The 24,450-nt window shown below is 74.7% G+C and carries 24 protein-coding genes; 8 read left to right on the plus strand and 16 right to left on the minus strand.

Annotation, left to right across the window (positions count from 1 at the left end; genetic code table 11):
* The first annotated feature begins 700 nt into the window (after positions 1–700).
* Positions 701–838, plus strand: coding sequence for a hypothetical protein (locus C8D89_RS29590; protein ID WP_165825960.1), 138 nt, complete (start codon positions 701–703; stop codon positions 836–838).
* A gap of 10 nt (positions 839–848) precedes the next feature.
* Here the strand turns inward: C8D89_RS29590 and C8D89_RS26590 are convergent, their stop codons facing one another.
* Complete coding sequence (locus tag C8D89_RS26590) at positions 849–2,042, minus strand: NAD(P)/FAD-dependent oxidoreductase (RefSeq protein WP_116711164.1); 1,194 nt, start codon at positions 2,040–2,042, stop codon at positions 849–851.
* Between the two features lie 350 nt (positions 2,043–2,392).
* On the opposite strand from C8D89_RS26590, the gene C8D89_RS26595 reads away from it, so the two are divergent.
* From C8D89_RS26595 to C8D89_RS26605, 3 genes are all read left to right on the plus strand, one after another.
* Positions 2,393–3,538, plus strand: a complete 1,146-nt coding sequence (locus C8D89_RS26595; protein ID WP_116711165.1) for an aromatic ring-hydroxylating oxygenase subunit alpha — start codon at positions 2,393–2,395, stop codon at positions 3,536–3,538.
* Positions 3,539–3,581: 43 nt separating this feature from the next.
* Complete coding sequence (locus C8D89_RS26600; RefSeq protein ID WP_116711166.1) at positions 3,582–3,773, plus strand: hypothetical protein; 192 nt, start codon at positions 3,582–3,584, stop codon at positions 3,771–3,773.
* A 91-nt stretch (positions 3,774–3,864) separates the two neighbouring features.
* Positions 3,865–4,653, plus strand: coding sequence for an IclR family transcriptional regulator (locus C8D89_RS26605; protein WP_116711167.1), 789 nt, complete (start codon positions 3,865–3,867; stop codon positions 4,651–4,653).
* Between the two features lie 7 nt (positions 4,654–4,660).
* Here C8D89_RS26605 and C8D89_RS26610 read toward each other — a convergent pair whose 3' ends face one another.
* Positions 4,661–6,022 (minus strand): L-serine ammonia-lyase, encoded by a 1,362-nt coding sequence (locus C8D89_RS26610; RefSeq protein ID WP_116711168.1) that lies wholly within the window; start codon positions 6,020–6,022, stop codon positions 4,661–4,663.
* 101 nt (positions 6,023–6,123) lie between these two features.
* Here C8D89_RS26610 and C8D89_RS26615 point away from each other — a divergent pair, with 101 nt between their 5' ends.
* Complete coding sequence (locus tag C8D89_RS26615) at positions 6,124–6,792, plus strand: GntR family transcriptional regulator (RefSeq protein WP_116711169.1); 669 nt, start codon at positions 6,124–6,126, stop codon at positions 6,790–6,792.
* Between the two features lie 49 nt (positions 6,793–6,841).
* Here the strand turns inward: C8D89_RS26615 and C8D89_RS26620 are convergent, their stop codons facing one another.
* From C8D89_RS26620 to glyA, 7 genes are read right to left on the minus strand one after another with little or no spacing between them, the layout of a single operon-like run.
* The gene (locus tag C8D89_RS26620) at positions 6,842–7,387 is read right to left on the minus strand and encodes a cyclodeaminase/cyclohydrolase family protein (RefSeq protein ID WP_116711170.1); all 546 of its coding nucleotides are present in this window, start codon (positions 7,385–7,387) and stop codon (positions 6,842–6,844) included.
* A gap of 49 nt (positions 7,388–7,436) precedes the next feature.
* Entirely contained in the window at positions 7,437–9,905 is a 2,469-nt protein-coding gene (locus C8D89_RS26625) for a GcvT family protein (RefSeq protein ID WP_116711171.1), read from the minus strand.
* The gene (locus tag C8D89_RS26630) at positions 9,902–10,570 is read right to left on the minus strand and encodes a sarcosine oxidase subunit gamma (protein WP_116711172.1); all 669 of its coding nucleotides are present in this window, start codon (positions 10,568–10,570) and stop codon (positions 9,902–9,904) included. The genes C8D89_RS26625 and C8D89_RS26630 overlap by 4 nt, the downstream gene beginning before the upstream one ends.
* Complete coding sequence (locus tag C8D89_RS26635) at positions 10,563–13,310, minus strand: FAD-dependent oxidoreductase (protein ID WP_116711173.1); 2,748 nt, start codon at positions 13,308–13,310, stop codon at positions 10,563–10,565. Before C8D89_RS26635 ends, C8D89_RS26630 begins: the two co-directional genes overlap by 8 nt.
* Positions 13,307–13,597: a sarcosine oxidase subunit delta gene (locus C8D89_RS26640; RefSeq protein ID WP_116711174.1), complete on the minus strand. Its 291-nt coding sequence runs from the start codon at positions 13,595–13,597 to the stop codon at positions 13,307–13,309. The genes C8D89_RS26635 and C8D89_RS26640 overlap by 4 nt, the downstream gene beginning before the upstream one ends.
* 17 nt (positions 13,598–13,614) lie before the next feature.
* A complete protein-coding gene (locus tag C8D89_RS26645) occupies positions 13,615–14,862 on the minus strand; it encodes a sarcosine oxidase subunit beta family protein (protein WP_116711175.1) in 1,248 nt (415 codons plus the stop codon).
* A complete protein-coding gene (glyA, locus tag C8D89_RS26650) occupies positions 14,859–16,157 on the minus strand; it encodes a serine hydroxymethyltransferase (RefSeq protein ID WP_116711176.1) in 1,299 nt (432 codons plus the stop codon). Before glyA ends, C8D89_RS26645 begins: the two co-directional genes overlap by 4 nt.
* A 121-nt stretch (positions 16,158–16,278) precedes the next feature.
* Here glyA and C8D89_RS26655 point away from each other — a divergent pair, with 121 nt between their 5' ends.
* Positions 16,279–16,596: a hypothetical protein gene (locus tag C8D89_RS26655; RefSeq protein WP_116711177.1), complete on the plus strand. Its 318-nt coding sequence runs from the start codon at positions 16,279–16,281 to the stop codon at positions 16,594–16,596.
* Between the two features lie 56 nt (positions 16,597–16,652).
* On the opposite strand, the gene C8D89_RS26660 is transcribed toward C8D89_RS26655, so the two are convergent.
* From C8D89_RS26660 to C8D89_RS26675, 4 genes are all read right to left on the minus strand, one after another.
* Positions 16,653–17,768 carry a DUF2188 domain-containing protein gene (locus tag C8D89_RS26660; RefSeq protein WP_116711178.1) on the minus strand — a complete coding sequence of 372 codons (1,116 nt, stop codon included), beginning with the start codon at positions 17,766–17,768 and terminating at the stop codon, positions 16,653–16,655.
* Positions 17,769–17,938: 170 nt separating this feature from the next.
* The gene (locus tag C8D89_RS26665; RefSeq protein WP_133252080.1) at positions 17,939–18,385 is read right to left on the minus strand and encodes a hypothetical protein; all 447 of its coding nucleotides are present in this window, start codon (positions 18,383–18,385) and stop codon (positions 17,939–17,941) included.
* 244 nt (positions 18,386–18,629) lie between these two features.
* Positions 18,630–20,027 (minus strand): NAD(P)/FAD-dependent oxidoreductase, encoded by a 1,398-nt coding sequence (locus tag C8D89_RS26670; protein ID WP_116711180.1) that lies wholly within the window; start codon positions 20,025–20,027, stop codon positions 18,630–18,632.
* A gap of 60 nt (positions 20,028–20,087) precedes the next feature.
* Positions 20,088–20,867, minus strand: a complete 780-nt coding sequence (locus C8D89_RS26675; protein ID WP_116711181.1) for a methyltransferase domain-containing protein — start codon at positions 20,865–20,867, stop codon at positions 20,088–20,090.
* Positions 20,868–20,979: 112 nt separating this feature from the next.
* Here C8D89_RS26675 and C8D89_RS26680 point away from each other — a divergent pair, with 112 nt between their 5' ends.
* Both C8D89_RS26680 and C8D89_RS26685 read left to right on the plus strand, forming a co-directional pair.
* The gene (locus tag C8D89_RS26680) at positions 20,980–21,597 is read left to right on the plus strand and encodes a TetR/AcrR family transcriptional regulator (protein WP_116711182.1); all 618 of its coding nucleotides are present in this window, start codon (positions 20,980–20,982) and stop codon (positions 21,595–21,597) included.
* Positions 21,598–21,627: 30 nt separating this feature from the next.
* Positions 21,628–22,041 carry a pyridoxamine 5'-phosphate oxidase family protein gene (locus C8D89_RS26685; protein ID WP_116711183.1) on the plus strand — a complete coding sequence of 138 codons (414 nt, stop codon included), beginning with the start codon at positions 21,628–21,630 and terminating at the stop codon, positions 22,039–22,041.
* Between the two features lie 16 nt (positions 22,042–22,057).
* On the opposite strand, the gene C8D89_RS26690 is transcribed toward C8D89_RS26685, so the two are convergent.
* From C8D89_RS26690 to C8D89_RS26700, 3 genes are read right to left on the minus strand one after another with little or no spacing between them, the layout of a single operon-like run.
* The gene (locus C8D89_RS26690; protein ID WP_116711184.1) at positions 22,058–22,468 is read right to left on the minus strand and encodes an ATP-binding protein; all 411 of its coding nucleotides are present in this window, start codon (positions 22,466–22,468) and stop codon (positions 22,058–22,060) included.
* Positions 22,468–24,048 carry a PP2C family protein-serine/threonine phosphatase gene (locus tag C8D89_RS26695; protein ID WP_243418406.1) on the minus strand — a complete coding sequence of 527 codons (1,581 nt, stop codon included), beginning with the start codon at positions 24,046–24,048 and terminating at the stop codon, positions 22,468–22,470. The genes C8D89_RS26690 and C8D89_RS26695 overlap by 1 nt, the downstream gene beginning before the upstream one ends.
* Complete coding sequence (locus C8D89_RS26700; protein ID WP_116711185.1) at positions 24,045–24,422, minus strand: STAS domain-containing protein; 378 nt, start codon at positions 24,420–24,422, stop codon at positions 24,045–24,047. Before C8D89_RS26700 ends, C8D89_RS26695 begins: the two co-directional genes overlap by 4 nt.
* Positions 24,423–24,450 lie beyond the last annotated feature (28 nt).

The raw sequence follows: 24,450 nt of genomic DNA on the forward strand, positions 1-24,450 counted from the left end.
ACGTCGCCGGCTGGCAGATCCGACAACCCACCCCCGGCCGGTTCGTCATCCGCACCCGCGCCGGCATCACCCACATCGTCGAGCCCCGCCGCATCACCGAACCCCTCCCATCACCACGCCCCGCGCCCCGCCCCCGACCCCTGCCCCACGACGGCTGGCCCGACGACGACAGCTGGCCCGACGACGACAGCTGGCCCGACGACGAGGGCCGGCCCGACGACGACAGCTGGCCCGACGACGAGGGCCGGCCCGACGACGACCCGGAAGCGGTCGCCGAACCCGTCGGCCGCCCGACGACGACCCGGAAGCGGTCACCGAACCCGTCGGCCGGCCCGCACTCCGACGCGTCACGGTCACACCGACACCGACACCGACACCGACACCGACCGCCGATCTCGACGACCCTCCACCGTTCTGACCACTCCGGGATCGCAGCGCCCGCCCCGCCCGACGTCCGACGCTGCACCGCGACGCACCCGAGCCCCAGAGACCCTGGCCGCTACCCGCTCGCCTCGTTGCGGGACGAAGGAACCCTCGGTGCGGCTGGCCGAGCTCCTTCTTGCTCGGTGCACGAGGGCTTTCTCGCCGCCGACGACGGCGAACAGGGGTTCATCCCTTTCGGTCGGCCCGTGGTCGACTCGGCACCATCACAGGGCCCGGGCTCGATGAGCGATGCAGGACCACCCTGGTCGCCGCCGGCGTGATCGGTGTGGTCAGTGTCGGCTTCCTGACCGAATCCGCGGGCCGCCCTCGCCGGCGCCGCGCCGCCGACGTCCAGCGCCGCCGCCCGCCGCCCCGCTCCGACGACGGGGTGCCACTGGAGCGCCCCGAGGAGTGACCGGGCGGACTCAGGCCGCCTGCGCCGGACGCCGGAGCTCGCTGCGCCGCACACGGCCGAACAGGCGGGGATCGGCCATCGCGAAGACGCCCGTCGTGACGCCGTCGGGGTCGACGTAGCGCGCCACGAACCTTCCCCCGTCCGGCTCGCCGTCGAGCACGTCGACCCGGTCTTGCGCCGACGGGTGCCCGGCGAGCTGCAGCATCCGCCCGTACTGCTCGGACCACACGTAGCCGCTGGGCCGGAAGGTGTCCCCCGAGACGCCCGCGAGCAGGTTGCCCGCCGCGACGGTCGCCTGCTCGCCGGCGCTGGTCCAGTGCTCGTGGCGACGGGCGCCGACGGCGCCCGTCCAGCGGGCGACGTCGCCGACCGCGACGACGGTGGGCAGGTCGGTCACCATGCCGGCGTCGGTGCGGACCCCGTCGTCGAGCGCCAGTCCGGAGCCCTCGAGCCACTCGGTGTTGGGCGTGATGCCGATCCCCACGACCACGACGTCCGCCGGGACCGCGGTGCCGTCGCCGAGCTCGACCCCGACCACGCGCCGGGGGCCACCGGCGGTCGGGACGGTCGCGAGGCCGGACACGGCGACGCTGGGCCGCAGGTCCGTCCCGTGCTCGGCGTGGAGGGCGACGCAGCTGCGGGCGATGCGGGGACCCAGGACGGGCGCCAGCGGCAGCGGCAGGCCGTCGAGGACGGTGACGTCGAGCCCCATCGCGCGGCAGGTGGAGGCGACCTCGGCCCCGATGAACCCCCCGCCGACGACGGCGACCCGCGGCGAGCCGTCCCGCAGCGCCCGCCGGAGCGCGAGCGCGTCGTCGAGGGTCCGGAGCACGTGCACGCCCTCGACACCCTCGCTGCCCGGCAGCCGGCGGGCCCGGCCTCCCGTCGCGACGACGACACCGTCGGTGGCGACCCCGGAGCCGTCGGCGAGCACCACGCGCGCACCCGCCGGGTCGAGGCGCGCGGCCGTCACGCCGAGCCGCATGTCCAGCTCGAGGTCGGCCTCCTCGTCGGCGTCCAGCAGGGCGATCGCGTCCTCGTCGAGGCTGCCGTCCAGGAATGCCTTCGACAGCGGCGGGCGGTCGTAGGGCCGGCGCGCGTCGTCGCCGACGAGGACCAGCCGGCCGTCGTAGCCGGCGGCGCGCAGGGCCTCGGCGGACCGGATCCCCGCCACCGACGCGCCGACGATGGTGATGGTCTTCAAGAGCGGCCTCCTCGAGGGCCTGCGTGCCGGCGCGGTCGTCGGACGCGCGCGGCGTCGCGCGCGTCGGGAGGACGGACCGGTGGGACGGCGCCCCGCGAGCTGGAGCGCGCCGTTGCGCAATGAACAACAAGGTGTGCCATGCGCAACTCAAGACGGTGCGAGAGACACGGTCGCTTGTCAAGCCCCGTCCACGTGGACCCGTGTCGACCGCCCGGACGGTCCGACCTGCGAGCTCCCTTGACACGCGAGCAGGTCGTGCCGGACCGTGGCGTTGCGCATGACGAACCGTGTTTCTCTCTGCGCAACTCAACGCCGAGCGCCCACCGCAGCACCCGTCGAGGAGCCCGGACATGACCACCGGAGAGATCGCACCGGCCATCGCGACGCCACCGCTGCCGACCAGCCTGCGGGAGACGCTCCCGGGCCGGTACTACACCGATCCCACGATCTTCGCGGCCGAGCAGGCGCTCATCTTCGAGACCGGCTGGTTCTGCGCGGTCCTCACCGCCGACATCCCGCGGGCCGGGGACTTCGAGACGGTGCAGATCGGCCGCGAGAGCGTCGTCGTCGCCCGCGGGCGCGACGGGGCGGTGAACGCCTACCTCAACGTGTGCCGTCACCGCGGTGCCCGGATCTGCACGGAGGAGAAGGGCGCCGTGCGCCGTTCCTTCCAGTGCCCGTACCACGCCTGGACCTACGGCCTCGACGGCGCGCTGATCGCCGCCCCGAACCTCGGCGAGATGCCCGACGTCGACAAGGCCTCCTTCGGCCTGCACCGCGTGCACGTGCGGGAGTGGCTCGGGTACGCGTGGCTCTGCCTCGCCGGGGAGCCACCGTCGTTCGAGGACACGGTGATCGCCGACGTCACCGCCCGCCTGGGCTCACCGAACGTGATCGTCGGCTACCAGGTGGCCGATCTGGAGCTGGGCCGGCGCATCTCCTACGACGTGAAGGCGAACTGGAAGCAGATCGTCGAGAACTTCATGGAGTGCTACCACTGCGCGACGATCCACCCGGAGCTGACCGAGGTCCTGCCGGAGTTCGCCAACGGGCTCGCGGCGCAGTACTTCGTCGGGCACGGGGCGGAGTTCGGCGAGGACGTCCGCGGGTTCACCGTCGACGGGTCCGAGGGCCTCGCGCGCATCCCGGGGGTGGCCGAGGGCCAGGACCGGCGCTACTACGCGATCACGGTACGCCCGCAGGTCTTCGTCAACCTGGTGCCCGACCACGTCGTCCTCCACCGCATGTTCCCGCTGACCGCCGGGCGCACCCTCGTGCGCTGCGACTGGCTCTACCTGCCCGAGGTGGTGGCGGGGGGTGCGGACATCGACCGGTCGGTGGAGCTCTTCCACCGCGTCAACCAGCAGGACTTCGACGCCTGCGAGCGCTGCCAGGTGTCGATGGACTCCCGCTCGTACGCCCGCGGCGGCGTCCTCGTGCCCAGCGAGCACCACATCGCCGAGTTCCACGACTGGGTGCGGCAGAAGATCGACTGACCGGTTCCCGGCACCCACCCACGAACACGCAGGAGAGAGCACGATGTCCATCACCCCCGAGGACCGGGACCCCTCCGGCACCGACGCGCCCGCGGCCCGCTACCGCGACGCCTTCGCCGTGGCCGACGAACTGGCGGTCCACGGCAGCGACTGCGTCTGCCCGCCTTGCGCGGGGCGGCTTCCCGCCCTGCTCACCGAGCTCGCCCGCGCCATCGAGAAGGACGCCGGCGACTGACCGGTCGCCGGTCCTCCCCCGGTTCCGGGCGCCCGTCCCGCCATGGTCGAGGATGCGGGCCGCCCCGAGCCCCCACACCGTCAGGTCACCCATGAGCACGTCGGGCAAGGACGCCGCGGAGAAGACGTCGGCGGTCCAGTCGGTCGATCGCGCGATCACGATCCTGGAGATCGCGGCCGCCCGCGGCGAGGTCGGCATCACCGAGGTCGCCGACGAGCTCGACGTGCACAAGTCCACGGCGTCACGCCTCGTCGCCGCGCTCCAGCAGCGTCACCTGCTCGAGCAGCGCAGTGAGCGCGGGAAGTACGCCCTGAGCTACGGCATCGTCCGCCTCGCCGCGGCGACGACGGGCCGCCTCGACGTCGCGCGCCTGGGGCAGCCGGTGTGTCAGCGCCTGGCGGAGAGCCTGGGCGAGACCGTCAACATCGCCGTGACCGACGGCGAGGTGGGCATCACGGTCGCGCAGGAGTACGGCACGGCCACCATCACCTCCCAGAACTGGGTGGGACGACGGAGCCCGCTGCACGCCACCTCCGCGGGCAAGGTCCTGCTCGCCTGGATGCCCGAGGACGAGCGCCGACCGGTCCTGCGCCGGCGCCTCACGCGGTACACCGACGACACCATCACCGGGACCGCCGCGCTGCGTGCCGAGCTGGCGCGGGTCCTCGACGAGGGCCACGCCCGCTCGTTCGAGGAGCTCGAGGTGGGGATGCACGCCGTCGCCGTCCCGGTCTTCTCCGCCGACGGCACCGTCGGCGCCGCGCTCTCGGCCACGGGCCCCGCCTACCGGCTCGCCCGCCGCCGCGCCCGGGCCATCGTCGGCGACCTGCGCGAGGGCGCGGCGGAGCTGTCGGCCAAGCTCGGCTTCCGGGCGGAGTGAGATCCCGTCAGCACTCGACCACGGTGAGGGCGAGCCCGCCGCGGGCCGTCTCCTTGTACTTGACCTTCATGTCGGCCCCCGTCTCGCGCATCGTCCTGATCGCCGCGTCGAGCGAGACGTGGTGCGTGCCGTCGCCCTGCACCGCCATCCGGGCGGCGGTGATCGCCTTGACCGACGCCACCGCGTTGCGCTCGATGCAGGGGATCTGCACGAGCCCGCCCACGGGGTCGCAGGTCAGCCCCAGGTTGTGCTCGATGCCGATCTCGGCGGCGTTCTCGACCTGCTCGGGCGAGCCGCCGAGCAGCTCGGCGAACCCGGCGGCGGCCATCGAGCACGCAGAGCCGACCTCACCCTGGCACCCGACCTCCGCGCCCGAGATCGACGCGTTCCGCTTGAACAGCAGGCCCACCGCGCCGGCGGTGAGCAGGAAGCGCGCCGCGGCGTCGTCGTCGAACCCGGGCAGCGACCGCGCCGCGTGGTGCAGCACCGCGGGCACGATCCCCGCCGCCCCGTTGGTGGGCGCGGTGACGACCCGGCCGCCCGCGGCGTTCTCCTCGTTGACCGCCAGCGCGTCCAGCGTCACCCGGTCCATGTCGGTCGCGCCGGCGTCGGTGTCCAGCCGCCGCCGCAGGTCGGGCGCACGGCGGCGGACCCGCAGACCGCCGGGCAGCACACCCTCGGTGGAACATCCCCGCGCGACGCACTGCCGCATCACCGACCACAGGTGCAGCAGGCCTGCGCGGGTCTCGCGCTCGGGCCGCCACGCGGCCTCGTTGGCGAGCACGACGTCGCTGACGCGCAGCCCGTGGCGCCGGGCGATCGCGACGAGCTCGTCGCCGGTACCGAAGGGATGGGGCACGGGCGTCGCGTCCTCGCGCAGCACGGGGCCGCCCGCCTCGTCCTCGTCGAGGACGAACCCGCCGCCGACCGAGTAGTACTCGCGGCGCTCCACCGTCCGGCCGCCGGCGTCGCGGGCGGTGAACACCATCCCGTTGCTGTGGAAGGGCAGCCGCTTCGTCCGGTGGAGCACGACGTCCTCGTCGACGGCGAAGGCGATGGGATGCTTGCCCGCGAGGGCGATCCGCCCCTCGGCGCGGGCCGCCGCCACCAGCGGCCCGGCCTGGACCGGATCGACCAGGTGGGGCTCCTCGCCGCAGAGCCCGAGGACCACGGCACCGACGCTGCCGTGCCCGTACCCGGTCGCCCCCAGCGAGCCGAACAACTCGCACCGCACCGAGGCGACACGGTGGATCCGGGCGGTGTCGTGCAGCCGGGAGACGAAGAGGAACGCCGCCCGCATCGGCCCCACGGTGTGCGAGCTGGACGGTCCGATCCCGACCTTGAACAGGTCGAACACGGAGATGGCCATGGGCACCCCCAGGGGCGCGTCGGCGAAGGTTGATGTTGTACTAGTATATCAATAGTGGTGGGATGGGAGAAGTCCCGTCCTGTCTGTTGTAGGCTCTGATCATGACGGTTCTCCCGGACGAGCAGCAGGACGGCCCTCCGCTGTCGCTGTCCGAGCGCGCCTACCAGGCGATCCAGGACAAGCTGATCATGCTGGAGATCCCGCCGATGGCGCCCATCGACGAGGTCGCGCTGGTGGAGTCGCTCGGGGTGGGACGCACGCCCGTCCGCGAGGCCCTCAAGCGCCTCGAGGTCGACCGGCTGGTCGTCTCCTACGCCCGGCGCGGCACGTTCGCCACGGCCGTCGACATCACCGACCTCGCCTACATCTCCGACATCCGGGTGCACCTCGAGCCGCTGGCCGCGCGTCGTGCCGCCGAGGGCGCCGGGCCCGCGGTCCGCGAGGACCTGGTCGAGCTGGCCGACGCCACCGAGTCGCTCGACGTCCCCCGCCTGAGCCGCGAGGAGCTGATGCGCTGGGACATGCGGGTGCACCGCGCGATCTACCACGCGGCCGGCAACCCGCACCTCGAGGACACCCTCGTGCGCTACGACAACCTCGCCACACGGATCTTCTGCCTGTTCCTCGACCGGATGACCGACTTCGTCTCCCACGTCGAGGAGCACGCGGGGCTGCTGCGGACGATCGCCGACGGCGAGGCCGACGCCGCCGCCCGGCGCGCGCGTCAGCACGTCCAGGGCTTCGAGAAGGCGATCCGCGCCGTCATCTGACGTGCGTGATCTTCTGAGCTATAGCTCAGAAGATCACGCACGTAGGACGTCAGCGCAGGACCTGCTCGCGCACCACGGCGGTGACCTTGGCGGCGCGCAGGACGACGTCGTCGACGGGGTCGAGCGCCACGAGGAGCTCCTCGCGGGCCCCGGGGTCGGTGACGGCGGCGAGGCCGATCTCGACGTCGACGCGGGCGGTGCCCACGGCCGCGCGCAACGCCTCGGCGGCCGCCGCGACCTCGGGGAGGACCGCCCGGGCCGCCGTCCGGTCGGCGAGCGGGCGCAAGGTCTCGAGCAGGCGCAGGGCCCGCTCGGCCACCTCGAGGACGCGCACCGCCACCCGGGCGGTCTCCACCGACGCCGCGCCGTCGGGGCCGTGGCCGCCACCGTCGCCCACGAGCCGCACCGCGGTCGCGCACAGCTCGTCGGCGACGCGCGCGGGCTCGTCCCCGTCGCGGGACCTCGCCACCCTCGCCACCAGGGCGGCGCCGAGGCCGGCGTGCAGGGCGGCGTGCCGGACACCGACCCCGCCGCCCGGCCCGGCGTCCGGGGACCTGAGGGCTTCCAGGAGCTGCTCGACCGACTCGCTGCGCACGGCGGCACCTCTCTCCGGGTGGGCGCGGCGGGTCACCGGTGGACGCCGGTCAGCGCCGGATCCGCGCCATCTCGGGGTCGACGAGCGGCTCGCTCGCGACCGTCGCGCGGACGGGGTGCCCGAAGTACTGCACGTCCACCGCGGTCCCGACCCCCATCCCGGCGGGGAGCCAGGCGTAGGCGATCGGCCGTCCGATCGTGTGCCCGAACGCCGCCGAGGTGACGTGGCCGGCGGGGACGCCGTCGACCAGGACCGGCTCGTCGCCGAGCAGGACGGTGCGCCCGTCGTCGACGGTCAGGCAGGTCAGCGAGCGGGTCGGGGCGCCCGCGTCGGTCACCGCCGCCCGTCCGACGAACTCCCCCTTGGTCGCCGGCCGGACCGCGAAGCCCAGGCCGGCCTCCGCCGGGGTGTGCTCGCTGGTCATGTCGGTGCCCCAGCTGCGGTAGCCCTTCTCCAGGCGCAGGCTGTTGAAGGCCTCCCGGCCGGCCGCGACCGCGCCGAGCGGCTGCCCCGCCCGCCACAGCACGTCCCAGAGCCGCTGCCCGTACTCCGCGCTGGTGTAGATCTCCCAGCCGAGCTCGCCGACGTAGGACAGGCGCATCACCGTCACCGGGATGCCGCCGATCTCCGCGCGGGTGCACCGGAAGTACCTCAGGCCCTCGTGGGAGAGGTCCGCGCCGGTGAGGGGCGCGACGAGGTCCCGCGCGAGCGGCCCCCACACCCCGATGCAGCAGGTGCCGCCGGTGATGTCGCGGACCGCGACGTCCCCCGTCCCCGCCGCCGCCCGCCGCAGGAGGTCGAGGTCGAGGTTGCCGCCCGCGCCGACCTGGAAGAGGTCGCGCTCGAGCCGGGCGACGGTCAGGTCGCTGCGGATGCCGCCGGCCTCGTCGAGAGCGAGCGTGTAGGTCACCGACCCGACCGACTTGTCCATCCTCCCGGTGGTCAGGCGGTCGAGCAGGCCGACGGCCCCGGGCCCGGACACCTCGATCCGCTTCAGCGGCGTCATGTCGTAGAGGGCCACCGCGGTGCGCGTCCGCCACGCCTCCGCCGCGGCGATCGGCGAGCTGTACCGGGCGGCCCACAGGTCCCGTGACGGCGGCCGCCACGCCGGCGGCAGGTCCGCCACGAGCGGCGCGTTGGCCTCGAACCACTGCGGCCGCTCCCAGCCGTGGGCCTCCCCGAACACCGCGCCGAGCTCGACCTGGCACGCGTGGAAGGGGCTCGTGCGCACGTCCCGCGGCGAGCTGCGCGGCTGCCGCGGGTGCACGACGTCGTAGATCTCGACGAAGTTCTGCTGCGAGGTCTCCGCGACGTAGTCGTCGGCGAGCTGGAACTCCTCGAAGCGGTGCACCGAGCAGCCGTGCAGGTCGGTCTCGCTGCGTCCGTCGACGAGGAGCTGGGCGACGCTGCGGGCGACGCCGGCGGAGTGGGTGACCCACACGGCCTCGGCGATCCAGAAGCCCGCCACGTCGGCCGACTCGCCGATCAGGGGGCCGCCGTCGGGGGTGAACGAGAAGATGCCGTTGAACCCCGTGTCGATCTTGGTGTCGTCCAGCGAGGGCAGCAGCAGGCGGCTCTGCTCCCACGAGGGCGCGAAGTCCTCCTCGGTGAACGGCAGCATCGAGGGCTGCCGCGCGGCGCTCACGTCGCGGTCGTCGACCTCGGGCAGCTCGTCGAGCGAGACCGGCATGGGGCGGTGGGCGTAGGAGCCGATGCCGATGCGGTCGTGGTGCTCGCGGAAGTACAGGTCCTGATCCTGGTGGCGCAGGATCGGCAGGCGCGCCTCGACGTTCTCGTCGACCTGGCCGACGAGCTGCGGCACCTGGCCGGTGACCACGTACTGGTGGGCCAGCGGCAGCAGCGGGACCCGCATCCCGACCATGTCGCCGATCACCCGCCCCCAGAACCCGGCGCAGGAGACGACGACGTCCGCGGGCACCTCGCCCCGGTCGGTCTGCACGCCGGTCACCCGTCCGCCCTGCTGGGCGACGCCGGTGACCCGCGTCGACCCGCGGAACACCGCGCCCCGCGCCTGCGCCCGCCGGATGAGCGCGGTGACCGCCCGCGCGGCCTTCGCCAGCCCGTCGGTGGGGGTGTGCAGACCGCCGAGCACCTGCGACGGGTCGATCAGCGGGTGGAGCCGGACGCACTCGTCGACGTCGACGACCTCGGCGGGGATCCCGCGCGAGAGCGCCCACCCGTGCTTGCGGTGCAGATCCGCGAGCCGCTCGGGGGTGGTGGCGACCTCGAGGCCGCCGAGCTGGTGGAAGCACGGGGCCCCGTCGACCTCGAGGGAGAGGAGCTTGTCGACGGTGTAGGAGGCGAAGGCGCTCATCGTCCGGGACGCGTTGGTCTGGAAGACGAGGCCGGGAGCGTGGGAGGTCGAGCCGCCGGTGAGGGGCAGCGGGCCCTGGTCGAGGACGGTGACGTCGGTCCAGCCGCGCTCGGTGAGCTCGTCGGCGAGGTTCGCGCCGACGATCCCTGCTCCGATGACGACGACGCGGGGGGTGGTGCTCATGGCGTGCCTCTCGAGGGCTGGGGGCGGAGCCCGGGCTGGGGCTGGGGCTCGGGCCGGAACCCGGGCCGGAACCCGGGCCGGAACTCGGTGGCGGCATCGACGAGCCAGTCGGCGACGTAGCCGGCGAAGGAGGTGCGGACGAGGAGCTGGAGGTCGTCGATCTCGTGCGCGACGAGGAGCACCGCGGCCTGGCCGAGCAGCGTCTGGGCGCAGCGGCCGTGCGGGAACGACGCGGGGCGCAGGTCGATCGCGCAGCCGGAGGACAGCAGCTCCCGGGCGGCCGGGCCGCGCACCCGCAGGGTGGTGCGCTGGGCGGACACGTCGACGGCCGTGCCGCCGTGGGCGGCGGCGGCCTCGTCGACGTGGAACTCCCAGTCCTCGGCCCGGGCGACGGCGTCGGTCAGCAGCCACTCGTCGGGCCCGAGCCGCAGCGCGACCCCGGCCGGGAGTGCGGTCCAGGAGTCGGGACGCGCCGGCAGCGGGCCGCCGACCGCGGCCGCCACGGCGGCGGGGCCGTCGCCCCGGGGGTCGACCCGGAGGTCCACCGCAGCGACGGGGTTCTCGAGCTCGAGGGACAGCACGCCCGTGAGCTCGTCGGAGAGCGCCGTGAGCGTGGTGCGCCGGCTCGCGAGCGGGTGGGCGGGGGCGAGGGTGCGGTCAGCCATCGCGGCGGGCTCCTTCCGGGTCGACGAGCACCGACGCGCCGATGCGGGCGGGGACCAGCTCGCCGTCGACGGGCACGTGCACGACCTCGCCGAGGCGGTCGCGGCCGCCCTTCACGAGGGCCAGCGCGAACGGCCGGGCGAGCTCGGCGCTGTGGTAGCTGGACGTGACGTGCCCGAGCATCGGGACCGGCGGCGGGGGCAGCCGGCCGCCGTCGCAGAAGCCCACGATCTGCGAGCCCTCGGGCAGCTTCGTGGTGGCGTCGGTGGGCAGCAGCGACACGAGCTGCTTGCGCAGCGGGTTGCGGTTCTCCGCCCGCGCGAAGGAGCGCCGGCCGATGAAGTCGGGCTTCGTCGAGGACACCGCCCAGGCCATGCCGAGGTCGTGCGGGGAGACGGTGCCGTCGGTGTCCTGCCCGATGATCGGGTAGCCCTTCTCGGCGCGCAGGACGTGCATGGTCTCGGTGCCGTAGGGCGTGATGCCGTGCGGCCCGCCGGCCGCGAGCAGCCGTTCCCACACCGCGGGGGCGTACCAGGACGAGACGCTGACCTCGTAGGCGAGCTCGCCGGAGAACGAGATCCGCGCGAGGCGCACGGGCACCCCGCCGAGGGTCGTGTCCCGCCAGGTCATGAAGCCGAAGTCGTTCGAGGTGTCCACGTCGGGGAACACCGCGCCGACCACGTCCCGCGAGCGCGGCCCGGCGACGGCGAGGATCGACCACTGGTCGGTGACCGAGGTCAGCCGGACGCGCAGGTCGGTCCACTCCGTCTGGAGCCACTCCTCCATCCGGTCGAGGACCGCCGCCGCGTTGCCGGTGGTGGTCGTGACCAGGAAGCGGTCGTCGGCGAGGCGCAGCACCGTGCCGTCGTCGACGACCATGCCGTCGTTGCCGCACATGACCCCGTAGCGCACGCGCCCGACCTTCAGGCTGCTGATCATGTTCGTGTACAGCCGGTCGAGGAACACGGCGGCGTCGGGGCCGCGCACGTCGATCTTGCCGAGGGTGGAGGCGTCCATGATGCCGACGGACGTGCGTACCGCCGCGCACTCGCGCAGCACCGCGGCGGTCATGTCCTCCCCGGCGCGGGGGTAGTGGCGGGCGCGCTTCCACTGCCCGACGTCCTCGAACACCGCGTCCGCGGCCACGTGCCAGGCGTGCAGCGGGGTGGTGCGCACCGGGTCGAACAGGTCGCCGCGCTCGCGGCCGGCCAGGGCGGCGAAGGCGACCGGGGTGTAGGGCGGGCGGAAGGTCGTGGTCCCGAGCTCCCCGATCGGCACGCCGAGCAGCTCGGCGGTGATCCCCGAGGCGATGATCCCGGACGTCTTTCCCTGGTCGTGGGCGGTGCCGATGGTGGTGTAGCGCTTGACGTGCTCCACCGAGTGCATCCCCGCCCGCACGGCCCGCGCGATGTCGGCGACCGTGGCGTCGCGCTGGACGTCGACGAACTGCCGGGACGGGTCGCCCGCCGTGCGCCAGAGCACCAGCGTCGGCTCCGGGTCCTCCTCGGCAGGCGCCCAGGGCGCGTCGTCCCCGCCGGCCTCCCGCAGGACGTCGGTCAGCGCGAAGGTGCCGTTGGCGGCCCCGACGACGTCGACACCGGGCAGCGGCGCGGCGGGACGGAAGGCACCCAGCGCCGGGTCGTAGGCCAGGCGGCCGCCGACGTGGCCGAACAGGTGCGCGGTGGGGTTCCAGCCGCCGCTGAGCAGCAGCAGGTCGCAGCGGACCTCGCGGCGCTCCTCCCCCACCAGCGCGGCGGTCACGTGGTCCTCGCCCCGCGTGCCGTGCACGAGCGTGCCGGTCTCGACCGGGATCCCACGCTCCTCGCAGCGTCGCCGCCCCGCCCGAGGCGCCCGCTCGCGCGCGTCGACGACACGAACGCTCGCGCCGGCGTCGGCGAGGTCGACCGCGGCGGCGTAGGCCGCGTCGTCGCTGGTGAACACGACGACCTCGCGGCCGGCCAGGACCCCGTGGCGGTGCAGGAGGTCGCGCGCCGCGGACGCGAGCAGGACCCCCGGCCGGTCGCCGTCCTCGATGACGATCGGCCGCTCGATCGCTCCGGCGGCGACGACGACGCGCGCGGCCCGGATGCGGTGCACGCGCTGGCGGGACGCGCCCCGGGCGCGGCGCTCGAGAGCGAGGACGAACCCGTCGTCGAAGTGGCCGAACGCCGTGGTGCGCTGCAGGTGCGTCACCTGCGGGTGGGCGGCCAGCTCGGCGACGACGTCGTCGACGAACGCGAGGGAGGGCCGGCCGTCGATGGTCTCGGTGCCGGTCAACGTGCCGCCGGCGCTCGGGCGGTCGTCGACGAGGACGACGTCCTGCCCGGCGCGGGCGGCGGCGCGGGCGGCGGTGAGGCCGGCCGGCCCGGCGCCGACGACCAGCACGTCGCAGTGGTGGTGCCGGCGGTCGTAGCGCGCGAGGTCGGGGACCTCGGAGAGCCGACCCTGCCCGTTGACCCCGCGCACGACGAGCCCGTCGGTGGCCTCGAGGGTGGCCGCGAGCAGCATCGGCTCCGGGAACGGCTCCTCGACCTGGACCAGGCCCGTCGGGTCCTCGGTCCACGCGGCCCCGATGCCGCGGGGGCGCCCGTACTTGACGCTGGTGTTGTGCGGGCGGGTGTCGTGGGCGAGCAGCACCGAGGCGACGGTGTCGCCGGGGTGGCCGGTGTAGGGGACGCCGTCGACGGTGATCGTGACCGTGCGGGTGCGGTCGACGCGGCCGTAGCCGTCGATCCTGCTCACGGGGCCGCCTCTCGGGTGGGGCCGGGCGTGCCGGCGAGGGGGTCGACGGACAGGAAGCGGTGGGTGCGGGTGTCGCGGACGGCGGTGAACCAGCGGCGGCAGCCCACGGTGTGCACCCAGCGCTCGGCGAAGGGGCCCTTCGGGTTGTCCCGGAAGAACACGAAGTGGGCCCACTGCTCGTCGGTCAGCGACGCCGGGTGCTCGGGGTAGGGCACGTGGGCCTGGCCGCCGTAGGAGAACTCGGTCTCCTCGCGGGGCCCGCACCAGGGGCAGGCGATGAGGTGCACGACGACTCCTCGTGGGCTCAGTGGGCGACGGCCGCGGCGCCGTGCTCGTCGACGAGGGCGCCGGTGACGAAGCGGTCGAGGCCGAAGGGCGCGACCAGGGGGTGCGGGCGGCCGTGGGCGACGGTGTCGGCGAACGCCCAGCCGATGCCGGGGGTGGCCTTGAACCCGCCGGTGCCCCAGCCGCAGTTGAGGAAGACGTTCCCGTAGGGCGTGTGCCCGACGATCGGGCTCGCGTCCGGGGTGACGTCGACGACGCCGGCCCAGCTGCGCAGCAGGTGGGCGCGCGCGAACACCGGGAACAGCTCGACGGCCGCGGCCATCTGGCGCTCGATGATGCCGAAGGCGCCGCGCTGGCCGTAGCCGTTGGACGCGTCGACGCCGGCGCCCATGACCAGCTCGCCCTTGTGGGCCTGGGAGACGTACACGTGCACGGCGTTCGACATGACGATCGTCGGGTGCACGGGTTCGAGCAGCTCGGAGACCAGCGCCTGGAGCGGGTGCGACTGCAGCGGGGCGCGCACGCCGAGCATGTCGAGCAGGACCGACGTGTGTCCGGCGGCGCAGAGCGCGACGGTGCCGCAGGCGATGTCGCCCCGGGTCGTGCGGGCACCCGTGACGCGGTCCCCGTCGGTCACGAACCCGGTGACCTCGCAGTTCTCGACGATGTCGATCCCGGCCTCGTCCGCGCGGCGCGCGAAGCCCCACGCCACGTGGTCGTGCTTCGCGATCCCCGCCCGCGGCTGGAACGTCGCGCCCTGCACCGGGTAGCGGATGCCGTCCGAGACGTTGACGATCGGGCAGACCTTCGCCACCTCGTCGGGCCCGAGCCACTCGGCGTCGATCCCGTTGAGCCTGTTGGCCTCGACCCGGCGCACCGAGTCGCGGACGTCCTGCTCGGTGTGGGCCAGGTTGAGCACGCCCCGCTGGCTGAACAGGATCGGGTAGCCGAGGTCGTCCTCGAGGCCCTCCCACAGCTTCAGCGCGTGCTCGTAGATGCCCGCGGACTCGTCCCAGAGGTAGTTCGAGCGGATCAGCGTGGTGTTGCGGGCCATGTTGCCGCCCGCCAGCCAGCCCTTCTCGAGCACGGCCACGTCCGTGATGCCGAGCTTGGCCAGGTAGTGCGCGGTGGCGAGCCCGTGACCGCCGCCGCCGACGATCACGACGTCGTAGGCCTTCTTCGGCTCGGTGTCGCGCCAGAGCTGGTCGGGGTGCTCGGGGAGGTCGGCGCCCGGGGGCCGGGCCGCGGACGCCGTCGGGGTGCTCATGCCTGCAGCTCCGGGTAGAGGGGGTGGCGGTCGGCGAGGGCGGCGGTGCGCCCGGCCAGCGCGTCCAGCTCGGTCTCGGTGACCTCGGGGCGCAGGGCGCGGGCGACGACGTCGGCGACGACGCGGAAGTCGTCGGCCTCGAACCCGCGGGCCGCCAGTGCGGCGGTGCCGATGCGCACGCCGGAGCTGACCATCGGCGGGCGGGGGTCGAACGGGACGGCGTTGCGGTTGACGGTGATGCCGACCCGGTGCAGGCGGTCCTCGGCCTGCTGGCCGTCGAGCTCGGAGTCGCGCAGGTCGACGAGCACCAGGTGCACGTCGGTGCCACCGGAGACGACCCCGATGCCGGGCTCGTCGAGCAGCCGGCCGGCCAGGATGCGGGCTCCGAGGAGGGTGCGCTCCTGGCGCTCGCGGAACGCGGGCTCGCCGGCGAGCTTGAACGCGACCGCCTTCGCCGCGATGACGTGCTCGAGGGGCCCACCCTGCTGGCCGGGGAAGACGCTGGAGTTCAGCTTCTTGGCGAGGTCGCGGGTGCGGCTGAGGATCACCCCGCCGCGGGGGCCGCCCAGGGTCTTGTGCGTGGTCGAGGTGACGACGTGGGCGTGCGGCACCGGCGAGGGGTGCAGCCCCGCGGCCACGAGGCCGGCGAAGTGCGCCATGTCGACCATGAGGTAGGCACCGACCTCGTCGGCGATCCGGCGGAACTCCGCGAAGTCCAGCCGGCGCGGGTAGGCCGACCAGCCGGCGATGATCAGCTTCGGGCGCCGCTCGTGGGCCAGCTGCTCCACCTCGGCCATGTCGACGCGGTGGTCGTCGGCGCGGACGTGGTAGGCCGCGACGTCGTAGAGGCGCCCCGAGAAGTTCAGGTGCATCCCGTGGGTGAGGTGGCCCCCGTGGTCCAGCGCCAGACCGAGGATCGTGTCGCCCGGCGCGAGCAGCGCGGCCATCACGGCGGCGTTGGCCTGGGCTCCGGAGTGCGGCTGGACGTTGGCGTAGCCGGCGTCGAAGAGGGCGGTCAACCGGTCGATCGCGAGCTGCTCGACGACGTCGACGTGCTCGCACCCGCCGTAGTACCGGCGGCGCGGGTAGCCCTCGGCGTACTTGTTGGTCAGGACCGAGCCCTGCGCCTCCATGACGGCCACGGGCGCGAAGTTCTCGCTCGCGATCATCTCGAGGGTCCGGTGCTGCCGGCGGAGCTCGCACTCGACCTGGGCGTACACCTCCGGGTCCGTCGCGGCGAGCGACCGGTCGAGCACACCGGGAGTGCGGGTCGCGGGGGTGGCTGTGATGGACATGCGCGAGCCTCACGTCAACCAACTGATATATCTGACGTCGAGGACTGTAGACACGCGCATCGCGCAGGGTCAAGAATCGTCGCGCCGCCGAACGGGCACGGGGCGGGACGGAGGGCGGGAGATGGCGACAGGGACGACCGGCCCCACCGGGGTCGCGACGGACGACCGGTGGGCGGCGGGGTTCGAGATGGGCCGGCTCGACCAGCAGCTGGCCGCGCGTGTCCTGCGCGACCAGAAGGTGGGCCTGACGATCCGGGCCAGCAACCGCGAGGAGGCCGCCCTCATCGCCGGACGCCACGGCTACGAGCTGCACATCGGGGAGGTCGAGGAGCCCGGGTGCGTGTGGGCCGAGTTCTGGCCGGCACCCCGAGCCGCACCCGAACGCGACCCCGGTGACGAGACCCCGCAGATCGGCAGGGTTTCGTCACCGAGGTCGTGACCCCGGTCGGGCGACGGGCTCGCGCCACCCGACGGTCGGCGCCGGCGGCAGGGGCGTCAGCGGTCGGCGACCCGGTGCACACCCTCCTGCGCCGCGGCGCTGCCCCGGGCGGCGCCGACGCCGAACAGGTGCAGACCGCCGGAGACGAGGACGCCGACCACGCGCCCGGTGATGCGGACGGGGTTGAGCGTCTGGGCGAGGTGGTCCAGCGGCACGGCCGCGGCCTCCGTGTAGGCGTGGATCTGCTGCCCGACGCGGTCGGCGGCGCTCTCGGCCTCGTCACCGACGCTCGCGCCCACGGACGCGGCCCGGTCGGCCCCGGCCACCACCTCCTCGCCGGCCTCGCGCGCGGTCCGGTCCACCCGGGCGGCGGCGCGGCGGCCGGCGGCGCGGGTCTCGCCGGCCACCTCGCGGGCCGTGCCCTCGGCCTCGTCGGCGAGCTGCCCGGCGGTGTCCTGCGCGACGCTCGCCGCGTTCGCGGCCGCGTCCTCGACGCTCTCGCGGGCCGCCTCCACCTGGTTGCCCAGCTCGGACGCGCCGGCGCCGGCGGTGGCGCCCGCCCGGCGTGCCGCGCCGCGGGTGTGGCCCGCGACCTGCTTCGCGGCGCCCGACGCCTCCTGGGCGACGTCCTCGGCCGTGTCGGTGGCCTCGGACGCGGCGGCCTCGGCGGTCCCGCCCGCGTCCTGCACCGCGGCGCGGACCTCCTCGGCGGCGGGCGACACTCCGTCCTGATCGGTGTCGCCGCTCTCCGACGTGGCGGTGTCGTCGGTCCCGCCGACCGCGTGCACGGCGGCGGGGGTGTGGCCCGTCTGGTCGGGGGCGGCGGTGGCGGCGCCGTCCTCGCCGGTCCCGTCGGTCCCGCTCGCGCCGTCGGACTCGCCGAGCGCAGCCTCGACGGTCTCGACCGCGCCCTCGACCCCGGTGTTCTCCGCGATCTCGGCGGCGGTGCGGCTGATCTCGGGGGTGTCGGCGCCGGCGTCGACGTGCCGGGTCTCGAGGACCTCGCCGTCCTCGCCGTGCACCACCACCTCGCCGCCGCCGTGGTCGGCCACGATGGTGACGGCGCGCTCGACCGCCTCGACCTCCGTGGTGGCACGGGCGGTCACCTGCTCCTCCCCCGGGACCGTGACGGTCCACTCGCCGTCGGCGGGCTGCACGTGGCGGTCGGGCATGTCGGGCTCCTCGTCCTGTGGGTGGGTCGGTGAGGACTGCCCATCCGCGGCCCCGGGTCCACGTCCGTCGGGCGGCCTCGTTCGGTGACGAACACCTCCGCGCTGCGGGCAGAGCAGCGGTGTCGCCCGGTTGCGGGCACTCCCCCGGCAGTCGCGCTGGCGGCTCGTGATCACCCACGCGCCCGGCGACCCCGGTCCCCGGCCTCGTCGTCGTGCAGGAGACCGCGCAGCGACAGGCGGGCGCTGGTCCGCTTGCTCTGCAGGAGCGCCGCCTCGATGAGGCGGTGCGTGCGCCGGGGGTCCTCGACGTCGACGACGACGCGGTGGAAGGGACGGCCCGAGAGGTAGACGACCACGACGTGGGTGCCCCCGCGGACAGCCCAGAGCTGACGGCGCTCGCCGATCCCCCAGGACCCGGCGCGGAGCCGGCCCGGCCACCAGGTGCCGGGGCTGGGGAGCCGCGGGCTGGAGGCGACGGCGGCGCGGCGGGGCATCACCCGCGAGCCGACGATCCGCTCGTAGGGCACGTGCAACCCGCGACGGCAGGCCGCCGCACGGTCGCTGCGCGTGAACTGCACCCGCAGTCCGGTCGGTGTCACGACGAGGCTGATCGTCACCGGCACCTCACGTGGGTGGTGGGCGGGCCGGTCACCCGCCCCGTCGGTGCCACCCCCGGGGCTGGAGGCGAACGGGATCATCACCCTGTCGCCGGGGGACGCGCCGGGGTTACCGATGGCGCGCCGACCTCCGCCGAGTTCGTTCCTCCGTCGGTGGCCGCGGCGTCATCCGGACGCTGCGGTACGTCCGGGTCGTCGAGTCGGTCCGGCGAGGCGCGACCGGGCTCGGTCCAACGGCGCGACCTCAGCTCGTCGCCTCCCGGTCGCCGACCGACCGCTCGGGCGGGAAGGACATCCGCGGGTGGTGGGGCACCTCCGGTGAGGACGTGTCGAGGGGCACCGAGGGCGAGCGGACCAGGCCCAGCTGGGTCGACTGGCGCCGGAGGACGGCGCCGAGGAGCCAGTCGGCGGCCGTGCGCAGGCGGTTGCCGGGCATCGAGAGCAGGTGGTAGCCGCGGGCGACCGTCCTGGCGGGCAGGCCGGCCAGACGCAGGTGCAGCGGGTTGGCGGCGGCGTCGGTGCTGCCGAGGTCGACGACGAAGCCGAGGTCGCGGTGTCGGTAGGGGCGGCGACGGCCGCGTCCCAGCGACGCCGCGACGTTGCGGCCGGCGAGCTTGCCCTGACGCTCGGCGTGCTGGGCCGTCATGGCGGTGAAGCGGCCGGGGTTGCCGGGATCGGGGACGGCCGCCGCGTCGCCGCAGGCGAACACCTCGGGGTGCCCGGGGACGGTCAGGGTCCGGTCGACGACGAGCCGGCCCTCGCCGAGCTCGAGGCCGATGCTCTCGATGAGCGGATCCGGGCGGACACCGACGCACCACAGCAGGGTGCGGGTCGGCACGTGCTCGCCGCTGCGCAGCCGGACACCGTCCGCCAGCGCCTCCTCGACGGTCTCCCCGGTGCGCACCTCGACCCCGCGGTCGCGCAGGACCCGGTCGGCGGTGGTGGCGAGGTGCTCGTCGAGGCCGGCGAGGACCTCGCCCCGCGTCACCAGCAGCCAGCGCACGGCGTTCTCGCCCAGCCCGCGCGCCCGGGCCAGCTCGCGCGTGAACAGCTGCCCCTGGGCGGCGACCTCGGTGCCGGTGTAGCCCGCGCCGACGACGACGAACGTGCAGCGGGCGCGGCGCTCCTCGGGGTCGTCGGTGCCGGCCGCGAGGTCGATCTGGCGGATCAGGTGGTCGCGCACGTAGAGCGCCTCGGGGATGCCGCGGAAGCCGTGGGCGTACTCGCTCAGCCCGGGGATCGGCAGGAGCTTGTGGACGCTGCCCACGGCCAGCACGAGGCGGTCGTACCCGGTGGTGTGGTGCCGGCCCTCCGGGTCCATCCAGCGCACCGTCCGCTGCGCGAGGTCGAGGTCGTCGACCTCGCCCTGGGCGTGCGCCACCGTCGGCGGCAGGGTGTCGGCCAGCGACACCGAGATGCGCCGGGGCTCGAGCACCCCGCCCGCGACCTCCGGGAGCAGCGGCAGGTAGAGGAAGTAGTTGGTCGGGCTGACCAGCACGATCTCCGCCGCGTCGCCCATCCGCCGGGCCACCGACCTGGCGGCGTTGTACCCGGCGAAGCCACCGCCCACGATCACGACCCGGGGGCGTGCTCCCGCCCCGGCCCTCTGCGCCGCCTCGACTCCCGGTCCCGCGATGGTCATGGATCCGGCTTCCCCCGCGAGCCACGGCCGTGAAACGGCGGACGCGTCCCGGGGTCCTCGTCAGCCGGGCGCCACCCCGACGAAGCAGTAGCGGTTGACGCTGAAGAGGTAGTCGGTGCCGCGCGAGTGCAGGTCGTCGGCCCAGCGGGCCACGTCGTGCTCGGTGAGCCCGCGCCGGCCGGTGACGAAGTCCCCGATGACCTCGATCGTCCGCACGCTGTAGGTGTCGTCGTCGTGGACGGGGTTGAACAGCGGGATCAGCACGCGTTCGACGACGTCGAACCCCGCCCGCTCCATCAGCCCGGGCAGCACGCGGGGCAGACGGGGGTGCACGAGGTGCTCCTCCCAGGCGTCCAGGACGCGCCGCTGCAGGTCGCGGTCGGCGGCGTGCCACACGACCGACTCCCAGTCGGTGTCCAGGACCACGATCCGGCCGCCGGGTCGCAGCACACGCCGGGCCTCGACGAGGGCGCCGAGGACGTCGGGCACGTACTCGTACACCTGCGTCGACACGACGGCGTCGAAGTGCCCGTCCGGGTAGGGCAGCGCCTCGGCGCCGCCCTCCTCGACGGCGACCCACGGGCGGTCCGCGCAGTGCGCCGCCGCGACCGCGTTCATCGCCGGGCTCGGGTCCAGGCCCCGCACCGCGCCGTCCGGTCCGACGGCGTCGGCGATCGCGGCGGCGAGGAAGCCGGGCCCGGAGCCGACGTCGAGGACGTGCTCACCGCGGGCCGGCCGGAGCAGCGCGAGGACCTGCTCCCGCTGCCCCGCCACGTCCGGCGTGGAGTAGACGCGCTGGATGCGCCGGGCGCCCTCGTCGTCGAACGGCAACGTGCTCATGGCGGCCTCACTCCCCCTGGTCGGGAGCGACGATAGGGCGGCCCGTCCCGGACGGACGCCGCCGTCGGGGTGAGGAGACAGCGAGGAGACAGCGAGGAGAGAATGCGTGCCCATGGCCCGGCACGTCCCGCTCGACGAACGCCGCCCCCAGCTCATCGACGCGACGATCCGGGTGATCGCGCGCGAGGGGGTGGCGCGGGCCACGACCCGGCGCATCGCCGAGGAGGCCGACGCGTCCCTGGCGAGCCTGCACTACGGGTTCGCGAACAAGGAGGAGCTGTTCGCGGCCGTCGCCGAGCACGTCGTGGGACGCATCGACGAGACCCTCCGGGCACGCCCGGCGCCGGAGGACCGCGACCTCGCCGGGGTGGTCCGCGACCTGCTCGTGTTCCTGCACGACGAGGCCGTCGCCGACCCGGGCCTCCAGGCGGCGCAGTTCGAGCTGATCGCCTGGGCGCGACGCACGCCGACCCACCACCACCTCGCCGAGCAGTGCCACGCGCTCTTCGCGCGCTCGCTCGTGGCGACCCTGGGGCTCGCGACCGACGCCGCCGGCGTCCCCCTCGCGCACCTCGCGGACCTGGTGATGGCCACGACGGACGGCATCGCGATCCGGGTCCTGGCGGGCGGACCCGACGTCTGGGCCGGCACCGACTTCGCGGCACTGGCCGCCGGCCTGGTCGCGGCGGCGCGGGAATACCGGCCCGACGGGACTGGTTCAGCCGACTGAGTCAATCGACCCAGTCAAGGAGAGACGCAAATGCTGACCGACCAGGACCGGACCCTGCTCGACCGCCCGCTGCTCGGGCTGCTCACGGTGCCCCCGCCCGCGGGCCGCGTCCCCGCACCGCGCCCGGTGTGGTTCGAGACGACGCCGGGCGGCGAGCTGCAGCTGTTCTCGTTCACGAGCTCGCCGAAGGTCCGCCGGCTGGAGGACGACCCGCGCGCGTCGCTCGTCGTCGTCGCGCCGGCCGACGAGGAGGAGCGCTGGGTGTCGGTCACCGCCGACGTGTCCGTGTCGTCGGACGGGGCGCGAGAGCTCGCCGGCCGGCTCGCCGAGCGGTACTGGGACACGACGACGCCCGAGCACCGCGCGATGCTCGACGAGTGGTCGACGACCGACCTCCGCCGGATCGTCCTGCACCCCACCGCCGTCACGCGCGGCCCGGCCTGACCGTCGCGGCGGGGGCTCATCTCCTCCGCTCGGGGGCGAAACGGAAGCGCATGACGACGGTCGTGCCGTCGTCACGGTGCTCGGTGGCGCTGGCGTCCGACAGCACCCCGATCATCGACCGACCGCGCCCGCGCACCGTCTCGCCGGGGTCGGGCACCTTCCAGCGTCCCCGGTCCGCCACGACGACGCTCAGCTCGTCCTCCGCGCAGTGCGCCGTGACCTCCAGCGGGCCACCCCCACCGTCCGGGTAGGCGTGCTCGGCGGAGTTGGCCATCGCCTCGTACGCGGCGAGCACGAGGTCCTCCTGCCGCTCCGCCGGCAGCGGCGTGCGGGCGGCCCACCGCGCCAGCTCCTGACGCAGCCCGATCAGCCGCTCCGCGGTCGCCCAGACCGAGGCGTGGAAGTCGGCACCGTCCGGAGCCCGCATCACGTCGTCTCCGCGCCGCCGTGGTGGACGTAGACCAGGGCGATGTCGTCGTCGTTGTCGCCGCCGGTCAGGGCCTCGACCAGATCGTCGCAGGCCTCCGGGGTCAGCGGCCGGGGGAGGCCGGCCACCGCGGCCACCAACCACTCCATGCCCCGGGTGACGTCCCGGGTGCGGCTCTCGACCAGGCCGTCGGTGTAGAGCAGGAGGTCGGCGCCGACGGGGAACGCCGCGGTGCGCTCGGGGAACTCGTGACCGACGCCGAGCGGCTGGGCCACCGCCTCGCCGAGCAGGTCGATGGTGCCGTCGGCGTGGCGCAGCAGCGCGGGCAGGTGCCCCGCGCTGGCGTACACCAGCTCCTCCCCCGCGGCGTGCACGGCGTAGAAGCAGGTGACGAAGGTCGGCTCGGCGAGGCCGTCGAGCAGCGTCGCGACGTGCCGCAGCACCTCGGACGGGGCCAGGCCGAGCAGGGCGTAGGAGCGGATCGCGGTGCGGACCTGGCCCATGACCGTGGCGGCGGGCACGCCGTGCCCGACGACGTCGCCGATGACGAAGGCGGTCGCCCCGGTACCCAGGGAGATGACGTCGAACCAGTCACCGCCGATCTTCGGGCCGGTGGCTGCGGGCAGGTAGCGGGTGATCAGCTCGAGCCCCGGCACGGGTGGCGCCTCGGGCAGCATGCTGCGCGACAGCTCGCGGGCGAAGTTGCGCTCGCGCTCGTAGAGCCGGGCGTTGTCCAGGGCGATCGCCGAGTAGCCGGCGATGCCCTCGGCCAGGACCTCGTGGCGACCGGTGAAGCGGCCGGGTTCGGGGTGGCCGAAGAAGAAGCCACCGAGCACCTCGCCGTTGCTCGGGCTGATCACCGACACGGCGAGGTAGCTGCGCACGGGCAGGTGGCCCTCGGGCATCCCGTGGTACGGCGCGTTGTGGCCGAAGCGGCGGTCGGCCGTGATGTCGTCGCTGCGGACGGTCCCCTCGCCGTCGAAGGTGGGCGCGAACACCAGCGTGTTGCGCGGCATGGGGAACCGGGAGAACGCCTCGCGCGGCACCCCCGACAGCGTGTAGAGGGTGTAGGACTCGCCGAACCGGTTGACCAGGTTGTAGAAGAACGCGCCGAACGCCGCCCCGACCGCGGTGGTCGCCGCGTCGGTCGCGTCCTGCACGAGGCTGTCGATGTCGAGCTGTGCGGTCAGGCGGCGGCCCACCGACTGCAGGGCGTCGATGACGGCGGCCTCGGTGCGCAGGGCGGCCACGGTGCGGCGCAGCCCGCCGGTCGCGGCGGCCACGGCCTCGGCGGCGACCAGGTGCCCCCGGCCCACCGGATCGTGCGCGACCAGGGCCGTCCCGCTCGCGCCGTCGAGGACGACGAGCGCCGCCGCGGCCCCGGGCGCCAGCTCGGCGAGCTGGGCGTCGTCGGGGACCAGGATCCCGGTGCCGTCGCCGGCGTGCAGCCCGGCGAGCCGGTCCGGGGTGAGCGGCCGCCGGTCGACCGGCACGGGCCGACCGTCCGGCGCGGTGAACGCCGAGGCCAGGGCGTCCAGCAGCGCGTCGGCCTCGGCGTGGCCGCCCTCGGCGGTGGTCACGGCGCGGCCAGGGCGTCGGCGAGGGTGGCGTGGATCGTGAGCTCGTCGGTGAGCCGCGTGAGCTCGAGCGGCCGCAGGACGATCCGCCCCGACGCCACGACGCGCACCGCGACGTCGCCCAGCTCCCGGTTGGCGCGGACGAGCTCCGCCATCCCGACCGAGGCCAGGAACGTCACCCCGGTGAGGTCGATGACCAGCCGCGCCGGCCGCAGGCGGGCGGCCCGCTCCACGGTCCGGCGCAACGTCGACGCCAGTGACAGGTCGAGCGCACCGGTCACCGCGAGCACCACGCCCTCCGGTACCTGCTCCAGGGCCACGGTGCCGGTGGGCTCCTCGTCGAACGGGCCTCGGCCCACCCGCTCGGGCTCGCTCATGGCGCCATCCTTGCGTGCTCGGCGCCCC

This window comes from Actinomycetospora cinnamomea, assembly GCF_003096675.1.
GTDB classification, from domain to species: domain Bacteria; phylum Actinomycetota; class Actinomycetes; order Mycobacteriales; family Pseudonocardiaceae; genus Actinomycetospora; species Actinomycetospora cinnamomea.

Excerpts from the sequence above, each read along its gene's own strand:
- C8D89_RS26645 (WP_116711175.1), bottom strand. The coding sequence starts at position 14,862 with ATGAGCACCCCGACGGCGTCCGCGGCCCGGCCCCCGGGCGCCGACCTC.
- C8D89_RS26610 (WP_116711168.1), bottom strand. The coding sequence starts at position 6,022 with ATGGCCATCTCCGTGTTCGACCTGTTCAAGGTCGGGATCGGACCGTCC.
- C8D89_RS26700 (WP_116711185.1), bottom strand. The coding sequence starts at position 24,422 with ATGAGCGAGCCCGAGCGGGTGGGCCGAGGCCCGTTCGACGAGGAGCCC.
- C8D89_RS26690 (WP_116711184.1), bottom strand. The coding sequence starts at position 22,468 with ATGCGGGCTCCGGACGGTGCCGACTTCCACGCCTCGGTCTGGGCGACC.
- C8D89_RS26670 (WP_116711180.1), bottom strand. The coding sequence starts at position 20,027 with ATGACCATCGCGGGACCGGGAGTCGAGGCGGCGCAGAGGGCCGGGGCG.
- C8D89_RS26660 (WP_116711178.1), bottom strand. The coding sequence starts at position 17,768 with ATGCCCGACCGCCACGTGCAGCCCGCCGACGGCGAGTGGACCGTCACG.
- C8D89_RS26625 (WP_116711171.1), bottom strand. The coding sequence starts at position 9,905 with ATGAGCACCACCCCCCGCGTCGTCGTCATCGGAGCAGGGATCGTCGGC.
- C8D89_RS26685 (WP_116711183.1), top strand. The coding sequence starts at position 21,628 with ATGCTGACCGACCAGGACCGGACCCTGCTCGACCGCCCGCTGCTCGGG.
- glyA (WP_116711176.1), bottom strand. The coding sequence starts at position 16,157 with ATGTCCATCACAGCCACCCCCGCGACCCGCACTCCCGGTGTGCTCGAC.
- C8D89_RS26600 (WP_116711166.1), top strand. The coding sequence starts at position 3,582 with ATGTCCATCACCCCCGAGGACCGGGACCCCTCCGGCACCGACGCGCCC.
- C8D89_RS26595 (WP_116711165.1), top strand. The coding sequence starts at position 2,393 with ATGACCACCGGAGAGATCGCACCGGCCATCGCGACGCCACCGCTGCCG.
- C8D89_RS26655 (WP_116711177.1), top strand. The coding sequence starts at position 16,279 with ATGGCGACAGGGACGACCGGCCCCACCGGGGTCGCGACGGACGACCGG.
- C8D89_RS26630 (WP_116711172.1), bottom strand. The coding sequence starts at position 10,570 with ATGGCTGACCGCACCCTCGCCCCCGCCCACCCGCTCGCGAGCCGGCGC.
- C8D89_RS26675 (WP_116711181.1), bottom strand. The coding sequence starts at position 20,867 with ATGAGCACGTTGCCGTTCGACGACGAGGGCGCCCGGCGCATCCAGCGC.
- C8D89_RS26680 (WP_116711182.1), top strand. The coding sequence starts at position 20,980 with ATGGCCCGGCACGTCCCGCTCGACGAACGCCGCCCCCAGCTCATCGAC.
- C8D89_RS26615 (WP_116711169.1), top strand. The coding sequence starts at position 6,124 with ATGACGGTTCTCCCGGACGAGCAGCAGGACGGCCCTCCGCTGTCGCTG.
- C8D89_RS26605 (WP_116711167.1), top strand. The coding sequence starts at position 3,865 with ATGAGCACGTCGGGCAAGGACGCCGCGGAGAAGACGTCGGCGGTCCAG.